Genomic DNA, 22,557 nt, shown 5'->3' with positions numbered 1-22,557 from the left:
ATGTCCGACATAGTGCGGGAATCGACGCATCATGCGAGAACGGGCCGGGGGCCGTGCGCAGCGAACAATTGTCAATAATTGTTGACAGAGGTTGAGCGTCAACATATATTGACATCATGCACAGTGATGAACGACCGAACGGCGACGATTCCATGATGCGGGCAGCGATTAGCGATGACCCCGCAGCGGGACTGGCCGTGGTTCGGGCTCTGCGAACTCTCGCCGACCGGCTCGAGGACATTCATGTGACTTCGGCAAGGTCGCAGGACTGGAGCTGGCAGGCGATTGCCGATGTTCTGCAGATCAGCCGTCAAGCGGTGCATCAAAAGCATTCAAATCGTGAAGCCGCGCAAGCGGTAGGAAAGGACGGCAACAATGTTTGACCGTTTCAACTCAGACGCACGCGCCCTGATGATGTTCGCGGGGCAAGAAGCACAAGAACTCGGCAGCCGCGAGATCGGCACCGACCACCTCCTCCTTGGCATGTTGGGCAACGCTCGCAGTCCGCTGTTCGCGGTGCTGGCCGACGAGGGGCTCACCTTGGCGGCAGCCCGAGAGGCCGTGCGCGAACGGCGCTCGGAAAGCGATCCGAAAGATCGCGCCGACCGCTACGAAGAAGACCGAGAAGCCCTGCTCACCATCGGCATTGACCTCGACAAACTGCGCGAAGCAGTCGGTGACCGCTTCGGTGAGGACCTCTCCGAAGGCTGGGGTGATCGCCCCCGTCGTGGACGGCCAGGTGGTCGCGGATGCGGCGAAGGCCCGGGGTTTGGTCCGGGCGGCGGCCGCGGCCGTCGTGGGCCTCGCGGTCGGGGCCGTGGCAGTCGGCTGTCCGGGCCGGCACGCGAAGCCATCCGGGACGCGTTCCACTCCGCCCGCGAGCATCACGACCAGGACATCAGCGTCTCGCGCTTACTCCTGGCCATCCTCGACGGTGGTGACCCGGCCGGAGTAGCTGTCGTCGAATCGGCGACGACCGTCGACAGCCTCCGCGCTGCCGTCCTCGCCACCATGCCGGACGCGCCCGCGCACTAATACGACAATCAAAACGGGAGGGCGACGACGCAATCATGCGTTGTCGCCCTCCTTGTTTAGGATCCCGCAACGTCGACGCGCAGCGGATCTGTGCCGCTACCCGAACGACAGTCCCAGCGCGGTGGCGACCGACCAGGCCAGCATGGCCATGCCGGTGAGGGCCAGGACGGGGATGAGGTTGCGGCCCTGGGCGCCGCCAAGGACCAACTTGATCGGCTTAATGAGTGGGACAATCACGATCAGACCGGCCGCAGCGGCTGGAACGGCAACGGCGAGGCCGATACTCACGACCACCGGCACCAGGCATAACACCAGGAACAGGGTGCGCGTGCGGGCGTCACCGAGACGGACGGCGAGGGTGACCTTGCCGGACTCGGTGTCGGTCGGGATGTCACGCAGGTTGTTCGCGACGAGGACCGCGCTCGACAACGAGCCCACCGCGATGGCGCATCCGATACCGATCCAGTCAATGGTGCCGACGGTGACGAATTGAGTGCCGAGGACGGCGACCAGACCGAAGAACACGAACACGGCAATCTCGCCAAAGCCTAAGTATCCGTAGGGACGTTTGCCGCCGGTGTAGAACCATGCGCCAGCGATACAGACCGCACCAATCAGCACCAGCCACCACGCTGTCGCGATGGCCAACACCAACCCGGCGACGGCACCGACGCCCAGGCAGGTGAACGCCGCGGCCTTTACCGACCCGGGGGAAGCGACCCCGGATCCGACGAGTCGCAGCGGGCCGACTCGATCGTCATCCGTGCCGCGGATGCCGTCGGAGTAGTCGTTTGCGTAATTCACGCCAACGATGAGTGCCAGTGCGACGACGAGCGCGAGTGCGGCTTTCCACCAGACGACGTCGTTGTGCCCGTCGATGCTGCTCAGGTGCACGGCGGCACCCGTGCCCGCGATCACCGGAGCGATTGCGTTGGGGAGGGTGCGCGGTCGAGCGCCTTCGATCCATTGAGTCACGGTTGCCACGGGATCAGTCTCTCATCCCGGAGTTGGCCCACTGGGAACGACTCCGTAGGTGTCACGAGAACAGGTGACAGCCGTTCATACGTCACTGTAGGAAGGACTGTTTTTGGGAGATTGCGGCATGTTTTTATTGTTGCGGCGCGACGATGCGGAGGACACGTCTCGCCATTAAGTGACATTCAGTGGGGGACGTGCCTTGAAACGCGGAAGAATTGCGACGTCGGTAGCAGCATGCGGAATTTGTGCGGGACTTGTGGTTCCGGGGGCGCTGGCGACAGCGAACCCGCTACCCGCCGGCTTCGATCAATCGGTCGGGACGCTCGGCGAGCAACTCACTGCCGATCATGACCAACTCGGGGATTGGGTTCCCAACGCCGACAATGCCTTTGTCGTGGTGGTACCCGGCACCGATGATGATCGGTCGCCGCGCATTGACGACTTGGTCGGGGAGCGCGAATCGCTGATCGTCAACTACCCTGAATCGTTCTTCCCGGTGATCGCCGGTAAGTCTGGCAAACTGCCGTTCTTTGCGCCGACCTACGATAAGTCACGTTCGGTCGCCACGAACAACACCCTCGCGGTGATGGAGGCGTTGAAGGACGCCGACGACGTGATTGTCTACACCGGCTATTCGCAGGGTTCGGACGCCTTGGGTAACGCTGTTGAGCAGGCACCGCCCGGTACGTTGGGGCCCAACTCGACCATCGTGCTAGTCTCCGATCCACGCAGCCCATGGGGGATAAAGTCGTTCGGCAAGAAGGTGCCGTTCGCGGACCAGGTGCTTAAGGTCATCGGCATCGATAACGACGGTGCTCGCGACCCCGCAAAGGCGGGCGACGCCAAGGTAGTCCACGTGATTGTGCAGGGCGATCCCGTCGCCAATACCCAGTGGATTTGGTACCGGCCTGTGTCGTCGTTGGCTGTGAATGGGCTGGGGTTCCTGACGATCCATTCCGGGACCGGCCCGTACACGTACGCGCACACCGAGAATCTCAATCACGTCAAGACTCTGCAGAGCGACGACGGCAACAGCACCTACGAGATCTACGACACCTACCACCCGATCGCGCTGTTCAACGCGATGATCTACGACGCGCTGGGCTTGCCGGTGTCACAAACGCAGTTGGAGCGTTGGGATGCGAGTGCCGAACTGTTCTATCCAACCCAGGAGGTTTCGGTATCGAACGCCGACCCGAAGGTGAAGGTTCACGAGGTGCCGTTGTCCTCGGGATCGCCGGTATCCGCGCCAACTGTTCCCGAGGCTGGCGATCCGGCGACCGACGCCTCTGACGGTGAGTCGACATTGCGCTCGGCGTCGGAGCCGAAGCACCAATTGGTCGACGAACAGGGCGACCCGGTTACCAACGACTATGGGCCCGGATTTACCGCCCCGAGTCATGCGGCACCCGATGCTCCGGTCACTGAAGACTTGAGCCAGCAGGGCCCAGTTTCGGATTCCTCGGACGCTCAAGCGCCAGTTGAACCGGTCGGTGATATCGCGGGTGTCGATGCTGCCGGCGACACATCCAGCGACGAATCCCTCACGCCCGCTGCCTAACTGCAGGGTTGAGCGCTGCCTTTGCTTGCGTTGCGGGCACGGCTGCCAATTATGCGCTTCTGAATAATCGACATTTACGGCAAACGAGGCATGCTTTTGCCGCCGAGGCGGGACGATGTGTGGACATCGTCTCGTCGGGGGACGACTTCAGTCGTGGAGATTACTGTGAAGCGCAATAAAGTAGCGTCGGCAATTGCTGCATTCGGAATCAGTTTGGGGCTGGTGGTGCCAGGCGCGCTGGTGTCGGCGAGTCCGATGCCTGCCGGTTTCGAGGACACGATCGCGTTTCCGGGGGACACCCTGCACGCCGATCACAATCAACTCGGAATGTGGGTTCCCAACTCGGACGATGCCTTCGTCGTGGTGGTTCCAGGCACCACCGACAATCGCTCCCCGCGCATCAACGACCTCATCGGCGACCGCGAATCGCTGATCATCCGCTACCCGGAATCATTCTGGCCAGCGATCTCAGGTAAGTCTGGTGCGTGGCTACCGCTGTGGGCACCCACGTACGACGAATCGAAGTCGGTGGCAGTGGCACACACCGTGGAAGTGATGAAAACGCTCAAAGATTCGGGCGAGGTCATCGTCTACACCGGCTACTCGCAAGGCGCCGACGCGTTGGGTAATGCCGCAGAGGAAGCCGGTTCGCTGGGCCCTAACACCACGGTCCTGATCATCTCCGATCCGCGTAGCCCCTGGGGAGTAAAGGGGGCGCTCAAGAATGTGCCCTTCTCCGGTCTGCTGTTGGGCCTGCTCGGCGTCCAGAACGACGGTGCTCGCGACCCGGGCAAGACCGGCGACACCACCGTGATTCACGTCATCGTGCAGGGCGACACTATCGCTCACGCCCAATGGACCTGGTACCGGCCGGTGACGTCGCTGGTCGTGAATCTGCTCGGCTACTCGGTGATCCATACGGGTACCGGCCCATACACGTACGCGCACATCGAGAACCTCAAGCACATCAAAACCTTCAAGAGTTACGAGGGCAACAGCACCTACGAGATTTACGACACCTTCCACCCGATCGCGCTGTTCCGGGAGATGGTTTACGGCTGGCTGGGTATCCCGGTGTCGCTGGCGCGACTTGAGCGTTGGGATGCCTTGGCGGAATGGTTCTTCCCAACCCAGGAGATTACGGCGGTGAATACCGATGCGACGGTGAAACTTCACGAGGTGCCGCTGACCCCTGACCCGACGGTGCCGGTTGCCGACCCGACGGCCGTCGACCCGGCGCTGCCGGGGGTGGTGAATCCGCAGCCAGCGGTGGCACCGATCGTGCTGCCCAACAGCGAAGATGGACCGGACCTGGCAGAGCCGAGTGCGCCCGCGGTGCCCGACACGGTCGCGCCCAGTGAGGCGCCCGAGTTGCCGACTGTTGAGGGGGTGCCAGCCCCGGCCATCGGTGATGATGCGGCGGAGACACCGGCCATTGCGGATGTCGGCGCTAACGTTCCGTCCGACAGTGACGCGCTCCTTCCCGCCGCATAAGTCGGTGCGTTACGAGAACTGCTCGACGAGTGCCCGGCGATCGACCTTGCCGGGCCCGCGCAGTGGGAGTGCATCGACGTAGAAGATTTTGCGCGGTACCGCGTAGCGGTCGAGCCGTTTCGTCACCAGTTCACGAACCGCGGCCACGTCCAGGTCTGAACCTGGTGTCAGCACGACTGCGGCGACGATCTTCTCGCCGAGTCGATCATCTGGCAGTCCAAACACGGCGCACTCGGCGATTTCGCCGAACGCTTGCAGCACCGATTCAACGATCTGTGGGATTACGGTGAGACCGCCCGTGGAAATCGCTTCATCGGCCCGGCCGACGATTTCGAGAAGATCGCCGCTGTCGGCGCTGGTAAATCGGCCAAGGTCATCGGTCTGGAACCAGCCGGGTTCGGCGAATGCCGGATGGTTGGGGAGGTTGCGGTAGCCGAGGGCCAGGGTCGGCCCGCCAAGAGCGACCCGGCCGATGCCGGCGTCGTCGGGGTCGCTGACTTTGATCTGGACGCCGCGGAGGGGGGAGCCGTCGTAGACGCAGCCGCCAGCGGTCTCGCTCATGCCGTAGGTGCGGACGATCGGTAGGCGCGCGTCGAATGCGGCGGCTAGCAGGTCGGGGCCGGTGGCGGCACCGCCGACGAGGATGCCATCAACATCTCGAAGTGCCTCGACGGCCGGTTGGTAGCTGAGCGCTTTCCACAGTTGTCCCGGGACCAGCGAGGTGTAGCGACGTTCGCCGCGCATGGACCGAAGTTCCTCAGCGAAGGTGACCGGGTTAAATCCCTCGGTGAGGTCTAAGACGACCGGGTCGTGGCCCGCGGCCAACGACCGGAGCATCACCTGCATCCCCGCAATGTGGTGCGGGGGGAGGGCCAGCAGCCAACTGCCGGGGCCGCCGAGCTGTTCGGCGGTGGCGTCGGCGGAGGCCCGCAATGAGCCCGCCGTGTGCATCGCGCCCTTGGGAGTACCCGTGGTGCCCGATGTCGATACGACGAGGACTGCGTCGTCCCGGATGGGTTCGTCGACAGCCAATGCCTGTGACAGTCGTTGCACTTCGGCAGGCGAATCAGCGGGGAGTGGCAAGTAGGCGGCCTCGCCGTTGAGCAGAGCCAACAGATCCCGCCGGGCATCGAGCACGGCGGGATTTGCGGGCAAAACTAGCGGCCGAAGGACGCGCGCAGACATACCGGGATCAGCGGCGTTATTCGGCGACGATGACGTGGTCGGTCAGCGGCCAACCGGCGGCGGCCAGTCGAGCGGCCACCTGGCGGGTCTCATCTTCGGACGGTGCAGTTTCGGTGACCGCATGGATAGCGTCGCGGATTCGTTCCGGGGAGGCCGGAGTGTCGGCACCGTGCTCGAGGGCGAGCGTCAGCACAATGTCGGTGATTTCAGTTTCAGACAGGACCGGAGTCAGCAGAGCCAGGAGCGGTGGGTAATCCGATGCCGGGACACCCTCGGGGTATCCCGCGCGAACCCACTTGATGACGTTGTCGAACAGCGATGGTGCCATGGTGTTAACCAGTGCCTTTCAGACCGTTGGCAAGCTTTTGAGGGGCCGTCACTTCTTGTAGGCGAAGTCGGGGAAAATCTTCAGGTCAAAGTAGTAGTAGAGCGTTTGCCGCGTGATCCACAGGATGGCGATCGCGATCACGAGCCCAGCGATGGCGAAGAGCACGTAGCCGAGAATGCGGGGACCCGCGCTCGGCTCCTTACCGGTGTCTCCGTGGCCGATGGCTTCTAGTCGCATGCCAACCGCGAACAGTGCGGGCAGGCCGGCACCGAACAGGAGTCCGATGGCTAGGACCCGGGTGATGGAAGTGACGATGTCCATGAGGAAGTAGTGCCTTTCTCTGGTTCGACGATTAGGCCTGGCCTGCGGGGTCACCCGCGGCTGGCACTGGCGAGTTGGTGGAGTCGTCCCATTCGGCGTTGACATTGTCGGCGTCGACCTTCTGGCGCTGGGCGCGGAAGTAGATGTACGCGGACATGGAGACGAGGACCAGGAAGATCACGATGGCGCCCGTAGCGCCGCCGACAGCGTTGGCGAGCCAGAAGCAGAGTGCGCCGACAAGGGCGGCGGCGGGGAGTGTCGTCAACCAGGCAACGGCCATCCGGCCTGCCACGCCCCAGCGGACTTCGGCGCCCTTCTTTCCTAGGCCCGAACCAAGGATCGAGCCGGTGGCGACGTGCGTGGTCGACAGTGCCATGCCCGACACCGACGAAGTCAGGATGATGGCCGCGGATGAAGCTTCGGCAGCCATCCCCTGCGGGGCCTTAATTTCGACGAGGCCCTTGCCGAGGGTGCGGATGATGCGCCAGCCGCCAAGCCACGTGCCGAGGGCAATCGCTCCGGCACAGGAGAGGACAACCCAGAACGGGAGGCCGTGGGCCACGCTGCTGGCATCGAGGTGACCGGTCGCGATCAGGGCGAGGGCGATAACACCCATCGTCTTCTGTGCGTCACCGGTGCCGTGAGCGAGGGAGACGAGCGACGCGGAAGCGATCTGGCCGTTCCGGAAGCCCTTCTCCTTCTTGCGGTCGGAGATGCCGTGGGTGATCGCGTAGATCAGGAGCGTGCCGAGGGCGGCGACGATGCAAGCGATGACCGGGGCAAACAGTGCGGGGACCACAATCTTTGCCAGAATGCCGTGCCAGTTGATGCCCGACGAGCCGATGGCCGCGAGGCCGGAACCGATCAGGCCACCGAACAGGGCGTGCGACGAACTCGACGGCAGACCGAACAGCCAGGTGAAGAGATTCCACAGGATGGCACCGATAAGGCCGGCGAAAATAATGATCAACGCCTTGTTGGCGTCGAGCCCGGCGACGAGGTCGCCTTTGTCGTCACCGGATGTTTGCTGAATCTTCAGCACGTCCTTGGTGATGGTTGCCGCAACCTCAACGGAAAGGAACGCGCCGACCAAGTTCAGTATTGCCGACAGACCAACGGCAACCTTGGGCTTGAGGGCGCCCGTGGCGATGGACGTGGCCATAGCGTTGCCGGTGTCGTGAAACCCGTTGGTGAAGTCAAAGCCGAGGGCCGTGACTATCAACAGCACGAGGATGAGCATCTCTGCGGTCATGACCACCACTATGACGGTTCCAGCCTGGTCCGAGTCAAGACGGTGTGACGTAGTCATTAGTCCTCTGACCTGCGGATATCTACATTCAGCTACCTCGTTAACTCAAAGTTCATCTGCTGGTGGGTAACGGGTCACCGGGTGTTGTTAGGTGATTGGGAAGTCCAGGTGGAACGCAGGTGTCCGGCAGGTGAACCGGTGCCGGGCATCCGCGGGTGTTGCGCGTCGTCGGATGGGGATTGAGACGATGTGCCAGAATCGGCCCATGACGCAGATGACGCTGGGAATGCCGATCAATTACGCGGGAGATTTCCGCGAGACCATTGATAACCTCCGTGACTACGAGGGGGTCGGCGTTGGTCGTATCGCGGTTGCCGAGGCCTACACCTTCGACGCCGTCAGCCAGCTTGGCTACATTGCGGCCCGCACCGACACCATGGAATTGCAGACCGGCATTCTGCCGATGTACTCGCGGACGCCAACCAACCTCGCGATGACGGCGGCCGGCCTCGATTATGTGAGCGGCGGTCGTACGGTTTTGGGTATCGGGGCTTCGGGACCGCAGGTGATTGAGGGCTTTCATGGCGTCAAGTACGACTACCCGCTGGGCCGGGCCCGCGAGAACGCCGAGATTTGCCGCAAGGTGTGGCGTCGTGAACGCCTCGAGCATCGCGGCAAGCACTACCAGTTGCCGCTCACCAAGGAAGACGGTGGCAGTGGCCTCGGTAAGGCACTGAAGATCATCAACCATCCGGTGCGCGACAACATCCCGATGCTCCTTGCCGCTATTGGCCCGAAGAACGTGTCGCTCGCTGCCGAAATGTTTGAGGAACTGCAGCCCTTCCTTTTCCATCCCGATCACGTCGACGCGGCGTTTGGTGAGTCGTTGGCCGAGGGCAAGGCTAAGCGCGATCCGTCGTTGCCGGATCTGAAGATCGTCGTGCAGGCCGTGGTGTTGATTACCGAGGACGCCGACCAGATCGCGAACGCCCAGGCCGCGGTCCGCCACCACACGGCTCTCTACGTGGGCGGCATGGGTGCGCGCGGCAAGAACTTCTACAACGCCCTCGTGCAGCGGTACGGCTACGTCGAAGAGGCCAAGCTGATCCAGGACCTATACCTGGAAGGCCGCAAGGACGAGGCAGCCGCGGCCGTCCCGCAGGAACTGATTGAAGCCATGAGCTTCATTGGCCCGCGCGCCAAGGTTGCCGAGCAGGTCGACCGCTTCCGCGGTAGCGGCGCCAGCGTCATCCTCGGCTCCGCCGTCGCGAGCACCCACAAGCAGCGCGTCGACGACATGGCCGTGATGAAGGAACTCATCGGCTAGGTCGCGCGCCGTCGAGGCTCGTCGAACGTTAATAGCTTCCGTAGCTGCCTGTATCTGGCAGATACGGAAACTATTAGGGCAGCAGCGACACTCCATCCGTTACCCAAGAATGCCGAAAATGCGAATCCGATTCAGGTTCATGGTCGAGAGTTGCCGAAAATGCTCGGTCACAACTTTGGGTTCGGCCTAGTCACGGTGCGAGCGCAGCTTCGACGGCGTCGAGGTTGGCTTCCATGCCTTGACGCCACACGTTGAGGCGGTAGTCGATGATGCGGCCTTCCTTCTCTGGGGTAGCAGCTACGACCGCCGCGAAGGGGGAGTCGCCGTCGCCGGCGCGTGCAAACTGTCGGACGACGCAGCCGTCGCGCGTGGGGTCGACCTCGAATCCCCACGTTGCCCACGAGGCACCGGCGGTGTCAGCGGAGTCGGGGCCGACGGACCACACCCAACGACGACCGTCCTCGAAGTCGACGACCTCCGACAGCGTCGTCCATTCGCCCATCGCGTCGCTGGCGTTGAAGCCACGGAAACGGGCCCCGGGGGCCACACCGTCGGCGCCGTCGATCCATTCGGCGCGCTGCAATTCGCCGTCGACCTGTGTGGGGAGCGCGATGTCGGTGACGAGCGCCCACGCCTGCTCCGGGGTGCACGGCAGATTCCGGCTGACCTGAATGATGGGATTGTCGCGCAAGCGCATGAAGGTCCTCTATTCGTGAGTGAACGACGGTGTCGGACGCCGTCGACTAGCTTTCGTGGTGGCACTGGCACGACGCAGTCGAGTCGCGGCGATAAAGCCGAGTGCCAGGAACAGCGCACCGACGAGCATCGACCAGCGGGTGGCGTCGGCGAATCCGTCAGCCAGCGCGTGGACGGCATCGTTGGTCTGCTCGCCCACCGGACTATGGGTGCCTTCCACACGCAGCATCGAGATGGTCGTGCCCGCCGACTCTCGGGTGGCGTCGGCGAGGTGGTCTGCCTCCGGCCCGGAGATTCCCGCGCTGGTCAACGACGAGGGCAGGGTGATCGCGAGGGCGATGGACAGCGCCGCACCTGAGAAGGCGGTGCCCAACGCCGAACCGACCTGGCGGACAGTGCTCTGCGTGGCCGACCCCTGACCCGAATCGTCGACCGGAACGTCACGCAGCACAGTACTTGTGAGCTGGGCGGACGCGAGCCCGAGGCCCAGACCGTACGCGATCAGCGGGAGCGCAATGATCCAGCCGGAGGTGGTCCCGTGGATTACCAGGACCAGAACTAGCACGCCGATCAGTTCTAAGCCGAGGCCGATGAGGACGGTCGTGGCGGCACCGAACCGGGCGGCGAGATGTCGAGCCAAGGCACCGGAGACGAACGCGCCGACAGCCATCGCCGCCAGCACCAGACCGGCCTCCATCACGTCGAAACCTAGAGCGTTGATGAGGTACAGCGGCAGCGCGAACAGGAGCGCAAATTCGCCGACCGCCACGGTCGTAGCCGTGAGGTTGCCCCACGAGAACGTGGGAAGACGGAACAGTCGAAGATCGAGCAGCGCCGACCGGCCATTCTTGCGGCGGTGGTTCTCCCAGATCAGGAACAGGCCAAGTGCTGCCGCCGCGATAGCGAATGCGACCGGAACAATCGAAATCGCAGCATTGGTGGACCACGTCAAACCAAAGGCGCGGAACTCATTGATCGGTTTCCACCAGCCCAGGTCAGGTCCTTCGATGACCGCGAAAACAAGGGCTCCAAAGGCGATGATGCTCAGCAGCGCGCCGTCGACGTCGGCACCGGGACGGTCGCTGCGGCCCTTCGACTCGGGCACGGTGAAGATCGCCGCTACGGCAACCAAGATGCCCAGCGGCAAGTTCACCAAGAAGATCCAATGCCACGAAGCCCATTGCGTCAGGGCACCACCGGCCAGCGGGCCGATCGCCGCGGCCCCGGAAATCACTGCACCCCAGACGCCGAATGCGGCGGCTCGATACTTGCCGCGGAACACCGTGTTCACCGTCGACAACGTCGACGGCATGATGAACGCAGCACCAACGGCCTGCACGGCGCGGGCCCCGATCAACATGCCCGCAGACCCGGCCTCGGCGGCAAGCAGGCTGCCGCCGACGAAGATCGTGAGGCCAAACAGGAACATTTTCTTCCGGCCCCACCGGTCCGACAGTCGTCCCGTCGATAGCAGCAGCGCAGCCAGCACCACGGCGTAGAGACTGTTCACCCACTGGGCGTCGGTGAGGTCGAGCTTCAGGTCGGCGATGATTACCGGCAGTGCCACACCGACGATCGTGCCGTCGAGGACGATCAGTCCGAGGCCGATGGAGAGGACTGCGAGCCCAATCCATTCGCGGCGTGTCGGCGGCTGAACGATTTCGGCGTTGTCAGATTTATCGCGAACGTCTGACATGTGTCGATTTCAACCCATCGGCGTCGTGTTTTGTGGGATGCCTAGTAGTAGTACGGGTACGCGTCCCAATTTGGGTCACGCTTTTCGAGGAAAGCGTCGCGACCTTCGACGGCCTCGTCGGTCATGTACGCCAGGCGCGTCGCCTCGCCGGCGAACACCTGTTGGCCCATCAGGCCATCGTCGACCAGGTTGAAGGCAAACTTCAACATGCGCTGCGCGGTCGGCGACTTTGAGTTGATGGCGCGCGCCCATTCGATGGCCGTGTTCTCGAGCTCGGCATGGTCGACAACGCGGTTCACCGCGCCCATCTTGTGCATGGTTTCGGCGTCGTAGGCCTCACCGAGGAAGAAGATTTCGCGGGCAAACTTCTGCCCGACCTGCTTGGCCAGGTAGGCGCTGCCGTAGCCGGCGTCGAAGCTGCCCACGTCGGCGTCGGTCTGCTTGAAGCGCGCATGCTCCCGGGATGCCAACGTCAGGTCGGCGACGGAATGCAGCGAATGCCCGCCACCTGCTGCCCAGCCGTTGACGACGGCAATAACTACCTTCGGCATGGTGCGGATCAGGCGCTGCACTTCGAGGATGTGCAGGCGGCCGCCCTCGGCCTTGACTCGGCCTTCGTCGACGCCGTCGACGGTCGCCGCGGCGACGTCACTGTCGTGGCTGGTGGCGTACTGGTAGCCGCTGCGGCCGCGGATGCGCTGGTCGCCGCCACTGCAGAAGGCCCAACCGCCATCCTTGGTGGACGGGCCGTTGCCGGTCAGCAGAATGGTCCCGACGTCGGGGGAGCGACGTGCGTGATCGAGTGTGCGGTACAACTCGTCGACCGTGTGCGGGCGGAAGGCATTGCGGACGTCGGGGCGGTCGAATGCAATGCGGACGATGCCATTGGCTCGGCCCTCGCCGACGTGCCGGTGATAGGTGATGTCGGTGAGGTTGTCGAAGCCTGCGACGCCCTTCCATTGGGTCGGGTCAAATGGCGATTGTTGCGGTGTCATGCCACCTGACCTTAGTTGCTACCCGGCGTCGCGTTGCCGATGCCGTCGCCAGCGCGGGGGAGAGACAGTCAACAGTGGTCAAGTGATGCTCAATTTCTTAGCATCTTCAGCGGGCATAGTTCCTGTCATGCCGGGTCAAGTGTTAGGTTCGAAAATTGAGTGTTGCTTCATAAATGGGAGCGACTGCCGCACGGATGAAAGCGCATAGACGAATGGAACAGCCGGTTCTGGTGACGCAGCGCGGAGGGGTTGGGCACTTGCTGCTCAACCGCCCGAAGGCGATCAACGCGTTGAACGACGAAATGGTGGCCATCATGGCCGACGCCCTGCGCGCCTGGCGCGACGACGAAGCCATCAAGGCCGTCGTGTTGTCGGGAGCTGGTGAGCGCGGCCTGTGTGCCGGTGGCGACATCGTGTCCATCCACCGCGATGCCACCGCACTGCTCGAGGCCGGTGTAGGCGACGTGGAAGCCGCAGCCTGCCCGTCTGCCGTGTTCTGGCGAGAGGAGTACCAACTGAACTCCGAGATCGCGAAGTACTCGAAGCCCTACGTGGCATTGATGGACGGCATTGTGATGGGCGGCGGTGTTGGCGTCTCCGCGCATGCCAACACACGCATCGTCACCGACCGCACACGTCTCGCCATGCCTGAGACCGGCATCGGCTTCGTCCCCGACGTCGGCGGAACCCACCTGCTGGCGCACATCGTCGACAACTTTGGCATCTACCTCGGCCTCACTTCCGCGTCGATCAACGGTGCCGATGCCATCGCGCTCGGCCTCGCCGACCACTATGTTCTGGGTGCTGACCTGGAAGCGTTCGTCGCCGCGATTGCCGACACCTCGCTCGACGAAGCGTTAGCCACCTACGCGCAAACGCCACCCGAGTCTGAGCTGTACGCCCAGCGAGACTGGCTCCGCGAGGCCTTCGCCGCCGACACCGTCGCCGAGATCATCGCCCGGTGCGAGGCTGTTGGAAACGAAGCCGCAACCAAGGCCGCCGCCGCGATGGCTGGCAAGAGTCCGACCACGCTCTCGGTCACACTGCGCGCCCTGCGCGAGCCTCTCGACACCCTCGACGAGACTTTGCACCGCGAGTACCGCGTCTCGCTACGGTGCATCCGCAACCACGACATGGCCGAGGGAATCCGTGCGCAGGTCATCGACAAGGACCGCAACCCCACCTGGGAACCGGCCACCCTCGACGCCGTGAACACCAGCGACGTCGATGGCTTCTTTGCTCCGCTCGCCGACGGCCTGGAACTCGTCATCACCAACCCGTAAGACCTCCCCGACCAACCGCATTGGAGACCCCATGACCGACTACAACACCATCCTCACCGAGACCGACGGCCGCGTCGCGGTCATCACCCTGAACCGCCCCAAGGCCCTCAACGCCCTCAACACGGAACTTATGGGTGAGGTCGTTGATGCAGTTCGCGGATTCGACGCCGACGCAGGCATCGGCGCCATCGTGATCGCCGGCAGTGAAAAGGCCTTCGCCGCAGGTGCCGACATCAAGGAAATGCAGTCTAAGAGCTTCGCCGACGTCACCGGAGAGCAGTTCTTCGCCGCGTGGGACGAATTGTCCCGCGCTCGGACCCCGATCATCGCAGCCGTGTCCGGCTACGCCCTCGGCGGCGGCTGCGAGCTCGCCATGCTCTGCGACATCATCATCGCAGGCGACACCGCTCGCTTCGGTCAGCCCGAAATCAATCTAGGCGTGATCCCCGGTATTGGCGGCTCGCAGCGCCTTACCCGCGCCATCGGCAAGGCCAAGGCTATGGACCTGATCCTTACCGGCCGCCAGATGAAGGTCGACGAAGCTGAGCGTCTCGGCCTCGTCTCGCGCGTTGTCCCGAAGGAAGACGTCGTCGCGACGGCCCGCGAGGTCGCGGCAACCATCGCGAGCAAGTCGTTCATCGCGTCGTCGTACGGCAAGGAAGCAGTTAACCGCGCCTACGAGTCGAGTCTGACCGAAGGCGTCCGCGCCGAACGCAGCCTCTTCTACTCGTTGTTCGCCACCGAAGACCAAGCCGAAGGTATGGCGGCCTTCACCGAGAAGCGCGAACCGACCTTCACTCACCGCTAAGACGATGAAACCGGTTGGGGGCAAGAGTGAGCGGACCCGCAGCGCCGTGCGCGCTGCGGCCGCCGCCTGCTTTGCCGACTCCGGGTTCCAGGCGGCGACGACCGCCGAGATTGCCCGCCGCGCCGGGGTCTCCGAAGGCACCGTGTTTGTGCATTACGCCAGCAAGCTGGGGTTACTGACTGCTGTCACCGTCGACTTCTATGACGCGATACAGCAGCGGGGGGCCACCGTCGTCGCCGAATCCGAGGCGACTCCCACTGAGCGGCTGCGCCGCTTGGTCCACGACTGGTGCGAAGTTATGACACGTGAGTGGCCGCTCGTTCAGGTCTTCATCCACACCGCGCAAGCGTTCCCCGGGACCGAACTTGCGACGGTCGTTATTGAGTCGAACAGGCAGTACACGCGGCTGTATGCGGCTGTCATCGATGAGATGAAAGCCGCGGGCGAGATGGACCCGGCACTGCCGACCGCGCTGGTCCGAGACATGATCTTCGGAACCCTAGAGCACAGCGCACGCGGACAAATGTATGCCGGTCGCACCGTGCACACGGCCGGTGTAGGACGGCAAATCGTCGACCTCGTGATAGGAACGGGAAAGGCGTCGGACAACCGGCTGGCGACAATCGAGTCGAAAATTGACCGGCTTCTGGAACTCCAGGATCGGTGAGCGGACGCCGACTGCAGAGCATGTCGGCGCTAGAAGATACGGTGAGACGATGAAGGGTGCGCCCGAGCAAGACTGGAATGTCCCGGCCGATGAACGTTCACGGCACGAGGGCGGCTTCCGAGCCGATTTTGAAGTGACCACCGAGATCGGTGGCCCCCATTACGGGGAGATGATCGAGCAGGTTCGCACCCTGATGGATAAAGTGCGCTACGCCGCGCCGTCGCCCGAATTGGCTGACGAGGTGATCGCGAACCTTCGGGGTCTCAACGAAAAGCTTGACGCGGTTGCCGTCGATGAATGGACCACGCCGTCGGGTACCCGGATCGATTTGCCGTCGCGCGGCAACATCACGCTGCCGCCGTACGAGATCATTGACGGTGGCCCCGACGGGGTACATGCCGCGGTCACTTTCCGTCGGTTCCACCTGGGCGGCAACGGCGTCGCGCACGGTGGCCACGTGGCGGTTGCGTTCGACGATCTCGGTGGCATGGCGGCGGCGCTTAAGTTGCGCGGCGTCGCACGCACGGCATATCTGACCGTGCAGTATCGGTCGCTGACACCGCTCGACAAACCCCTCGACTTGCGCGTCTGGGTGGACCGCTTCGAAGGACGCAAGTACTACGTCGTAGGCACCATCCACGACGGCGACCGCCTTTGCGCCGAAGTCGACGCCCTCTTCATCGCACTCAAGCCGGGCCAAGCCTAGCTCCAGCGGGTGTGCCTGTGTGGCGGGGTTACTTCAGTTCGTGGGCTTCGACGACGAAGCCTGCGGTCTGCAAGCGGTCGATGAGGGCGTCGCCCATGGCGACGGCGGGGGTTAAGACGCCCTTGCGGTCGGGGAGACGGTCGCGGTCGAGCGCCAACGCCAGGGCGCTCTGGCCCAGCATCACGGCGGTCGCCTTGTAGCCGGGGTCGCCGTGCGCGCGCATCTGCGAGCGGTAACGGCGGCCCGACGTGGTGGTCGTGAACGTTTGGGTCGCGAAATTGCCTGTCTCGCGGGACTTTTCACTCGGACCGGTGCCGGGCTTCGGCAGCACCATGTCCATCACCTTGCGAGTCGGGGCAAAGCTCATCGCGCCCAAGAAGCCGCCAATGCCGACCGTCACCACACCGGCGAGCGCCGCCGACACGCCGCGAACACCGCCGACCGACATCGTCTCCTGGTAGCGGAAGCCGTCGCCGTAGGCACCGTCGAGCAAAAAGTTCGACCGCCGAACCACGCGCGTGTTGTACGACGCCATGAAGAACGGGGCGAGGGTGCCGCGCAAGCTGGGATCGACCTTTTTCGCATCAACCGGACTCATGTCGCTTGGCTCAGAATTGATGCCGGCGCGCGGCGTTTCGCCAGCGTCGCCCGACAGCGCCTGCGGATTCATAATCAGGTGCCGCATCTCGGTGTCCTTAGCGAGTTCGGCAATCACCCGCATCGAATCGACGGTTCCGCCGGACACGCCGCCGCGCAACGACGTGACAACCATGGTGGTGTCGGTCATCTCGCCCGCGCCGTCCTCGGCGATGGTGCGGTGGAGCAGGTAGGCGCCCAAATCCGAGGGGATCGAGTCGAAACCGCACGAGTGCACAATGCGCGCGCCCGTCGCGGTCGCAATCTCATCGGCCTTATCGATTGAATACCGAACGAAAGGGACCTCGCCCGTCAGATCCACATAGTCGGTCCCTGCGGTAGCCGCCGCAATCACCAAGTTTTCGCCATACCGCAGGTACGGACCCACCGTGGTGCACACGACCTGCGTGCGTTCGCACATCGCGTCGAGCGACGACGGGGACTCCGAGTCAGCAACGATCAGCGGCCATTCGCGCGCCGCCGGGCCGAGTCGTCGTCGGACCGCCGCCAGCTTCGTTTCAGACCTGCCAGCCAGCGCGATCTTGGTGCCCGCTGGCGCCCGGTCGGCCAAGTGCTGAGCGGTCAGTTCGCCAACAAAACCGGTGGCTCCATAAACGACGATGTCGAATTCGCGACTCATGGGATTGACCCTACTGTGAAGTAGTCCACAGAATCGACCGACCGCGCGCGGGAAGGCACGTCAGTTGCGGGCCCAGCCGAGTGAAAAAGCGGCGAACGGCTTGGGTGCGGCTTCGGCATAGAACGAATCGAGATCGACTACCTCCCAGCCGGATTCGCCAATCATCTCGGGAATGTCACGAGTCAAGTGGCAGCCGCCACCCAGCTTTTTCTGCACTGGCTCAAGCCGACGCTGCCAGCGTCGAACCCCCGCCTCCGGTGCCCGACCGTGCTCCAGAAAAGCCAAGACCCCACCGGGTTTGACGACTCGTCGCAGCTCAGCGAGGGCCGCGGGAAGGTCGGGGATGGTGCACATGGTGAACGTCGACAGCGCTGAATCGAACGAGTTGTCGTCGAAGGGGAGACGCTGCCCGTCCAGCCCGGCCCGTTCGATCGGAATATTCGATGTCGCGACCCGCTTGGTGCCAAGCCGCCAGCCTCCATCGCTCGGTTCCACCGCCGACACACGCGTCACCGCCGCCGGGTACTGGCCGACGTTGAATCCCGAGCCAAATCCGATCTCCACCACTTCGCCCGTGAGCGGTGCGCACGCCTGTCGCCGGAGTTTGTTCATGCCCGGCATCCCGCACGTTTTGGTGATGATTCGGGGGAGGACGTGCTCGGAGTAAATGCCCATGTGTCCAGCCTAGTGCGGTCGACACCTAGGCTCTAGGACATGAATCCGTCCACCCTGCAGGCTCGCGTGATCGTCGACGAACTGATCCGCGGCGGCGTCACCGAAGCCGTCCTGTGCCCCGGATCGCGCAATGCGCCGCTCGCCTTCGCCCTGCACGCCGCCGATGCCCAGGGGCGGTTGCGACTGCATGTGCGCATCGACGAACGGTCGGCCGGGTACCTCGCCCTCGGTCTCGCCGTCGCCTCCCGACACCCGGTGCCGATCGTCATGACCTCGGGTACCGCCGTCGCGAACATGGGCCCCGCCGTCTTCGAGGCGAACTACGCGCGCGTGCCGCTGGTCGTGATCAGCGCCAACCGGCCCTACGAACTCCTGGGTTCCGGTGCCAACCAGACCATCGAACAGTTCGGCATGTTCGGCACGCAGGTCCGGGCAGCCATCAGCCTCGGACTCGCCGAAGAAGTCCTCGACACCAACTCGCAATGGCGGTCGGCGGTCGGACGCGTCCTCGCCTCGGCTCGCGGTGCCCGCACCGGCAACCCCGGACCCGTCCAATTCGACATCCCGCTGCGCGAACCCCTCATTCCCGACGTCGACGACGACCCCGGTACCGACCTCGCAGTCGCCGACGGTGGCCGGTTCGCCGGTCGACCCGGGGATGCACCGTGGACCATGTCGCCGGTCGGCAAACTCGATATCCCGCTCGAGATCGACCTGTCACGCGACACCGTCGTCGTCTCCGGGCATGGTGCGGGCGTACACCCCGAACTCGCGGCGCTACCGACGGTCGCCGAACCGACCGCCCCCCATCCGGAGAATCCGCTGCATCCGCTGGCGCTGGGAAAGCTCAAACCGCAGCAGGCGATCATCTGCGGGCGCCCCACCCTGCACCGTTCCGTGTCGAGGCTGCTCGCCGATCCGGCCGTCGATGTGTATGCGCTCACCACTGGGCCGCGCTGGCCCGATGTGTCCGGCAATGTCTGCGCCACCGGCACTCGCGCCATCGCAACCAACGATCCGACACCCGACTGGCTCGGGCACACGGCGGAGCTCGGCGGGGCAGTCGACGCCGCCGTCGCCGCCGAACTCGACGCCACCGCCGAGGTCACCGGACTGCACGTGGCGCGTGCCGTGGCCGCCGCAATGCGCCCCGGAGAGTCCCTGGTCTTGGGGGCGTCGAACCCGATCCGCGACGTCGCACTCGCCGGACGAGTCGACCCGGCCGTCAAGGTGATGTCGAACCGGGGCGTCGCAGGCATCGACGGCACCAACGCCACCGCAATCGGTGCTGCCCTCGCCAGCGGCAGTCGTACCGTCGCACTCATGGGCGACCTCACGTTTATCCACGACGCCACCGGACTCATCATCGGACCCGACGAACCGCGCCCCGCCGACCTGCGGATCGTCGTCGCGAACGACGACGGCGGAGGCATTTTCGCGCTCCTCGAACAGGGGGATCCCCGATTTGCGCGGGATGCCTACCTCGGCGTGTACGACCGCATTTTCGGGACACCGCACCGCACCGACCTCGCCGCCATGTGTGCCGGTTTCAATATCGGTTACCGCGTCGCGAGGATCGACGAACTTCCCGGCGTCCTCGCTGAGCCCGCACCTGCGGGCGGCATCGAAGTGGTGGAAGTCCGGACCAGCCGCGACGGCCTGCGGCAATTGCATGCGCGCATCGCTGCACGACTTCCCGAGGCTTCCGACTACCCTGGGCAACCATGACTCGTATCGTGCAGCGGCGCGTTCAGATCGCGCTGGCCGCGCTCGGTGTCATCGTGACCCTGATTGGCACGGTGATCATCGTCGGCGCTTACCGCAATGATGCGAAGATCGACGCGAACAAAGCAACGGCCGTCGCCGACGTCATCTCCGCCGACCGGCTGCACGCGGCTGTCAACTTCGTGACGCCGGACGGGGTCCTCCGCAACCCCAAACTTGGACTCCTGTACCCGACGCAGCTATCGACCGGGCAGCGGATTCTCGTCGACTACGACATGACCGACCCCGATAACTTGGCGCGTCCCGTCGGACGTGATGCGAGCCTGGCGCTACTACCTGCGCTCTCGGTCATCGCCGCCGGGTGGGTGCTGGTGATTCTGCTTATGGTTGGGGTGGCCGAGACCGGTCGTCGCAGCCGTCGCGTTTAGGCTGGAGACCATGACTGACAGCACTGACGGCCAGATCCACGACGGCCAGATCCACGACGGGGGCGCAGGTACCCGCGCGAGCCTCGACAAGGAGCCGTCCGAGGTTGCCGAGATGTTCGACGGTGTCGCTCGCCGCTACGACATCACTAACACGGTGCTGTCGTTTGGGCAGGACCGCCGCTGGCGTCGGGCCACGCGCCGCACGCTGGACTTGAAGCCGCGCGACATTGTCCTCGACCTCGCTGCGGGAACTGCCGTCTCGACGGTCGAACTCGCATCGTCGGGGGCCACCTGCATTGCCGCCGATTTCTCGCTCGGCATGCTGCGCGCCGGCGCCAAGCGCGACGTCCCGAAGGTCGCCGCCGACGCCCAGCACCTCCCGTTCGCGGACAATTCGTTCGACGCCGCGACCATCTCGTTCGGTCTGCGCAACGTCAACGATGTGCCGCTGGCGCTCTCGGAGCTCGGTCGCGTCCTCAAGCCGGGCGGTCGCCTCGTGATTTGCGAGTTCTCGACGCCCACCATGAAGGCGTTCCGCAAGGTCTACATGGAGTACCTGATGAAGGCGCTCCCGTCGGTATCGACCGCCGTCTCCAGCAATCCGGCCGCATACGTGTACCTCGCCGAGTCGATCCGGGCATGGCCCGATCAGGCAGGTCTCGCCAAGCTCATCGCCAACGCCGGCTTCGAGGACGTCGCCTGGGAAAACCAGACCGGCGGCATCGTCGCGATCCACAAGGGCATCAAGAAAGCCTAGGCAACAAAAGCCTAGGTAAACGGGGGACGGTTCTCGAGCCCCGACGTCACCCGCCCGGCACTGCGCCAGGCGCGGGCAATCAGGTCGGCGTCGTCGGCCGTCAGCAGGTTGCCCATCACGCGCACCACCGTCGACATCAGTTTCGCCGAACGAATGCCGGGGCGACCCAAGATCGGCACCGTTTGCGGCATGGTCAGCAGTCCCGCGGCCCGACGTGCTGCGGCGAACGCGGTGCCATACTCGGCGCGCAACATGGCTGGCCAGGCGCCGGTGAAATCATTCTGGGCGGTCAGCATGTCGACAGCCATCGTCGCGGTCTCCAACGCATAGTCGATGCCCTCGCCGTTAAGGGGGTTCACACAGGCTGCGGCGTCGCCGATCAGCATCCAGTTGGCACCGGCGATTCCGCTGACCGCGCCGCCCATCGGCAGCATTGCCGACGCAATCGCGCGAGGCGGCGAGGTGAGCTGCCAATCGTCGGACACCATCGCGGCGTAATGCTCCACGATTGACCGCAGCGCCATCGACGCCGGGCGTTTGGCGGTGGCCAGTGCGCCAACGCCGACATTCACAGTGCCGTTACCCAGCGGGAACACCCAGCCATAGCCGGGCAACAATGCGCCCTGCGGGTCGCGCAGCTCCAGGTGCGAGCCCATCCATGCCGAATCGGCCAAATCCGAATCGACGTACGAGCGGGCCGCGACCGCGTAGGCGGTATCGCGATGCCACGTCCGTCCCAAAGACTTGCCCAATGCCGACCGCACCCCGTCTGCGACGATCACATGTTTAGCTTTGATCTGCTTGCGCTGACTGTTGTGCACGAGGGTCACCGACTCGATCCGGCCACCAACCAGTTGCGCGCCGATCGCTTTGGCGCCCGACAGCATTCGGGCACCCTGTCCGACCGCGAACTGTCGGATTGCGTCGTCGAGTTCCGTGCGGGCGATGGCACTGCCGTAATGCCCGAAATGATCCGCCCCCGGCCAGTCGACGCGCTGTCGGACACCCCAGCCGTTGAGTTCCAGTCCGCGGATGCGGGGACGGTCGTCGAGCAGGCTGCTCATCCCGAGTTTGTGCAGGCCCGCGACTGCGCGCGGGGTGAGGCCGTCGCCGCAGGTCTTGTCGCGCGGGAAGTGTGCGGCGTCGATCAATAGGACGTCGACACCACGCGCTGCGGCCTGCGCGGCGGCTGCCGAACCTGCTGGTCCGGCACCCACCACGAGGAGGTCTGCGGAATCGTCAATGGCCTCGCCGGGCGTTGCGCTGGTCACCCGACAAGTATGTCTGTCGTGGGTAGCAGTTACGCTTCTGGTGTCGCCGAACGACGAATCCACGCCGTTCGGATCACCGATGGGATTGGGCCAAAC

Annotated in this window: 23 protein-coding genes; 12 read left to right on the top strand and 11 right to left on the bottom strand. The window is 64.3% G+C overall.

Translation table 11 applies throughout. The features are described 5' to 3' along the window. The first annotated feature begins 116 nt into the window (after positions 1-116). The gene (locus WBA38_RS03055) at positions 117-383 is read left to right on the top strand and encodes a helix-turn-helix domain-containing protein (protein WP_424294297.1); all 267 of its coding nucleotides are present in this window, start codon (positions 117-119) and stop codon (positions 381-383) included. Further along, positions 376-1,035, top strand: coding sequence for a Clp protease N-terminal domain-containing protein (locus tag WBA38_RS03050; RefSeq protein WP_424294298.1), 660 nt, complete (start codon positions 376-378; stop codon positions 1,033-1,035). Before WBA38_RS03055 ends, WBA38_RS03050 begins: the two co-directional genes overlap by 8 nt. Before the next feature lie 96 nt (positions 1,036-1,131). On the opposite strand, the gene WBA38_RS03045 is transcribed toward WBA38_RS03050, so the two are convergent. After that, on the bottom strand, positions 1,132-2,019 hold the full coding sequence (locus WBA38_RS03045) for a 1,4-dihydroxy-2-naphthoate polyprenyltransferase (RefSeq protein WP_424322012.1): 888 nt from the start codon (positions 2,017-2,019) through the stop codon (positions 1,132-1,134). A 193-nt stretch (positions 2,020-2,212) separates the two neighbouring features. Here WBA38_RS03045 and WBA38_RS03040 point away from each other — a divergent pair, with 193 nt between their 5' ends. Continuing rightward, positions 2,213-3,574, top strand: coding sequence for a PE-PPE domain-containing protein (locus WBA38_RS03040; protein ID WP_424322011.1), 1,362 nt, complete (start codon positions 2,213-2,215; stop codon positions 3,572-3,574). 165 nt (positions 3,575-3,739) lie between these two features. Beyond that, positions 3,740-5,068 carry a PE-PPE domain-containing protein gene (locus WBA38_RS03035; RefSeq protein ID WP_424322010.1) on the top strand — a complete coding sequence of 443 codons (1,329 nt, stop codon included), beginning with the start codon at positions 3,740-3,742 and terminating at the stop codon, positions 5,066-5,068. Between the two features lie 9 nt (positions 5,069-5,077). Here WBA38_RS03035 and menE read toward each other — a convergent pair whose 3' ends face one another. The 4 genes from menE to WBA38_RS03015 are packed head-to-tail and all read right to left on the bottom strand — an operon-like array spanning position 5,078 to position 8,154. Continuing rightward, positions 5,078-6,253, bottom strand: coding sequence for an o-succinylbenzoate--CoA ligase (gene menE / locus WBA38_RS03030; protein ID WP_424322009.1), 1,176 nt, complete (start codon positions 6,251-6,253; stop codon positions 5,078-5,080). Between the two features lie 16 nt (positions 6,254-6,269). After that, positions 6,270-6,581, bottom strand: coding sequence for a DUF3349 domain-containing protein (locus tag WBA38_RS03025; RefSeq protein WP_424293237.1), 312 nt, complete (start codon positions 6,579-6,581; stop codon positions 6,270-6,272). 48 nt (positions 6,582-6,629) lie between these two features. Continuing rightward, the gene (locus WBA38_RS03020) at positions 6,630-6,902 is read right to left on the bottom strand and encodes a hypothetical protein (RefSeq protein WP_424322008.1); all 273 of its coding nucleotides are present in this window, start codon (positions 6,900-6,902) and stop codon (positions 6,630-6,632) included. Between the two features lie 31 nt (positions 6,903-6,933). Beyond that, positions 6,934-8,154 (bottom strand): anion permease, encoded by a 1,221-nt coding sequence (locus WBA38_RS03015; protein ID WP_424322013.1) that lies wholly within the window; start codon positions 8,152-8,154, stop codon positions 6,934-6,936. A 262-nt stretch (positions 8,155-8,416) separates the two neighbouring features. Here WBA38_RS03015 and WBA38_RS03010 point away from each other — a divergent pair, with 262 nt between their 5' ends. Further along, positions 8,417-9,478: an LLM class F420-dependent oxidoreductase gene (locus tag WBA38_RS03010; RefSeq protein ID WP_424293235.1), complete on the top strand. Its 1,062-nt coding sequence runs from the start codon at positions 8,417-8,419 to the stop codon at positions 9,476-9,478. Between the two features lie 190 nt (positions 9,479-9,668). Here the strand turns inward: WBA38_RS03010 and WBA38_RS03005 are convergent, their stop codons facing one another. Genes WBA38_RS03005 through WBA38_RS02995 form a run of 3 tightly spaced genes read right to left on the bottom strand, consistent with a single transcriptional unit; the run spans position 9,669 to position 12,865 of the window. After that, positions 9,669-10,175, bottom strand: coding sequence for an SRPBCC family protein (locus WBA38_RS03005; protein WP_424293234.1), 507 nt, complete (start codon positions 10,173-10,175; stop codon positions 9,669-9,671). A gap of 9 nt (positions 10,176-10,184) precedes the next feature. Further along, the gene (locus WBA38_RS03000; protein ID WP_424322007.1) at positions 10,185-11,870 is read right to left on the bottom strand and encodes an MFS transporter; all 1,686 of its coding nucleotides are present in this window, start codon (positions 11,868-11,870) and stop codon (positions 10,185-10,187) included. 41 nt (positions 11,871-11,911) lie between these two features. After that, positions 11,912-12,865, bottom strand: a complete 954-nt coding sequence (locus WBA38_RS02995) for a 1,4-dihydroxy-2-naphthoyl-CoA synthase (protein ID WP_424293232.1) — start codon at positions 12,863-12,865, stop codon at positions 11,912-11,914. Between the two features lie 212 nt (positions 12,866-13,077). Here WBA38_RS02995 and WBA38_RS02990 point away from each other — a divergent pair, with 212 nt between their 5' ends. The 4 genes from WBA38_RS02990 to WBA38_RS02975 are packed head-to-tail and all read left to right on the top strand — an operon-like array spanning position 13,078 to position 16,329. Beyond that, positions 13,078-14,148, top strand: a complete 1,071-nt coding sequence (locus WBA38_RS02990) for an enoyl-CoA hydratase/isomerase family protein (RefSeq protein WP_424322006.1) — start codon at positions 13,078-13,080, stop codon at positions 14,146-14,148. Positions 14,149-14,179: 31 nt separating this feature from the next. Beyond that, positions 14,180-14,956, top strand: a complete 777-nt coding sequence (locus WBA38_RS02985; RefSeq protein ID WP_424322005.1) for an enoyl-CoA hydratase — start codon at positions 14,180-14,182, stop codon at positions 14,954-14,956. A 4-nt stretch (positions 14,957-14,960) separates the two neighbouring features. Further along, complete coding sequence (locus WBA38_RS02980) at positions 14,961-15,623, top strand: TetR/AcrR family transcriptional regulator (protein ID WP_424322004.1); 663 nt, start codon at positions 14,961-14,963, stop codon at positions 15,621-15,623. A gap of 49 nt (positions 15,624-15,672) precedes the next feature. Beyond that, the gene (locus WBA38_RS02975) at positions 15,673-16,329 is read left to right on the top strand and encodes a PaaI family thioesterase (protein WP_424294005.1); all 657 of its coding nucleotides are present in this window, start codon (positions 15,673-15,675) and stop codon (positions 16,327-16,329) included. A 28-nt stretch (positions 16,330-16,357) separates the two neighbouring features. Here WBA38_RS02975 and WBA38_RS02970 read toward each other — a convergent pair whose 3' ends face one another. Continuing rightward, complete coding sequence (locus WBA38_RS02970; protein ID WP_424322003.1) at positions 16,358-17,605, bottom strand: saccharopine dehydrogenase family protein; 1,248 nt, start codon at positions 17,603-17,605, stop codon at positions 16,358-16,360. A 60-nt stretch (positions 17,606-17,665) separates the two neighbouring features. Next, positions 17,666-18,280, bottom strand: a complete 615-nt coding sequence (locus WBA38_RS02965) for a class I SAM-dependent methyltransferase (protein ID WP_424294007.1) — start codon at positions 18,278-18,280, stop codon at positions 17,666-17,668. A gap of 39 nt (positions 18,281-18,319) precedes the next feature. Between WBA38_RS02965 and menD the strand changes: the two genes are divergently transcribed. From menD to WBA38_RS02950, 3 genes are read left to right on the top strand one after another with little or no spacing between them, the layout of a single operon-like run. Then, positions 18,320-20,008 carry a 2-succinyl-5-enolpyruvyl-6-hydroxy-3-cyclohexene-1-carboxylic-acid synthase gene (menD, locus tag WBA38_RS02960; protein ID WP_424322002.1) on the top strand — a complete coding sequence of 563 codons (1,689 nt, stop codon included), beginning with the start codon at positions 18,320-18,322 and terminating at the stop codon, positions 20,006-20,008. Continuing rightward, positions 20,005-20,433: a hypothetical protein gene (locus WBA38_RS02955; RefSeq protein ID WP_424294009.1), complete on the top strand. Its 429-nt coding sequence runs from the start codon at positions 20,005-20,007 to the stop codon at positions 20,431-20,433. Before menD ends, WBA38_RS02955 begins: the two co-directional genes overlap by 4 nt. A 10-nt stretch (positions 20,434-20,443) precedes the next feature. Next, positions 20,444-21,190, top strand: a complete 747-nt coding sequence (locus WBA38_RS02950; RefSeq protein ID WP_424294010.1) for a demethylmenaquinone methyltransferase — start codon at positions 20,444-20,446, stop codon at positions 21,188-21,190. A gap of 11 nt (positions 21,191-21,201) precedes the next feature. Here WBA38_RS02950 and WBA38_RS02945 read toward each other — a convergent pair whose 3' ends face one another. Next, positions 21,202-22,461 (bottom strand): geranylgeranyl reductase family protein, encoded by a 1,260-nt coding sequence (locus WBA38_RS02945; protein ID WP_424322001.1) that lies wholly within the window; start codon positions 22,459-22,461, stop codon positions 21,202-21,204. Positions 22,462-22,557 lie beyond the last annotated feature (96 nt).

It is taken from the genome of Gordonia sp. (in: high G+C Gram-positive bacteria) (genome assembly GCF_049647785.1).
Taxonomy (GTDB): domain Bacteria; phylum Actinomycetota; class Actinomycetes; order Mycobacteriales; family Mycobacteriaceae; genus Gordonia.
The sequence above is the reverse complement of the archived record's forward strand: the minus strand, read 5'-3'. Positions and strand labels throughout refer to the sequence as shown.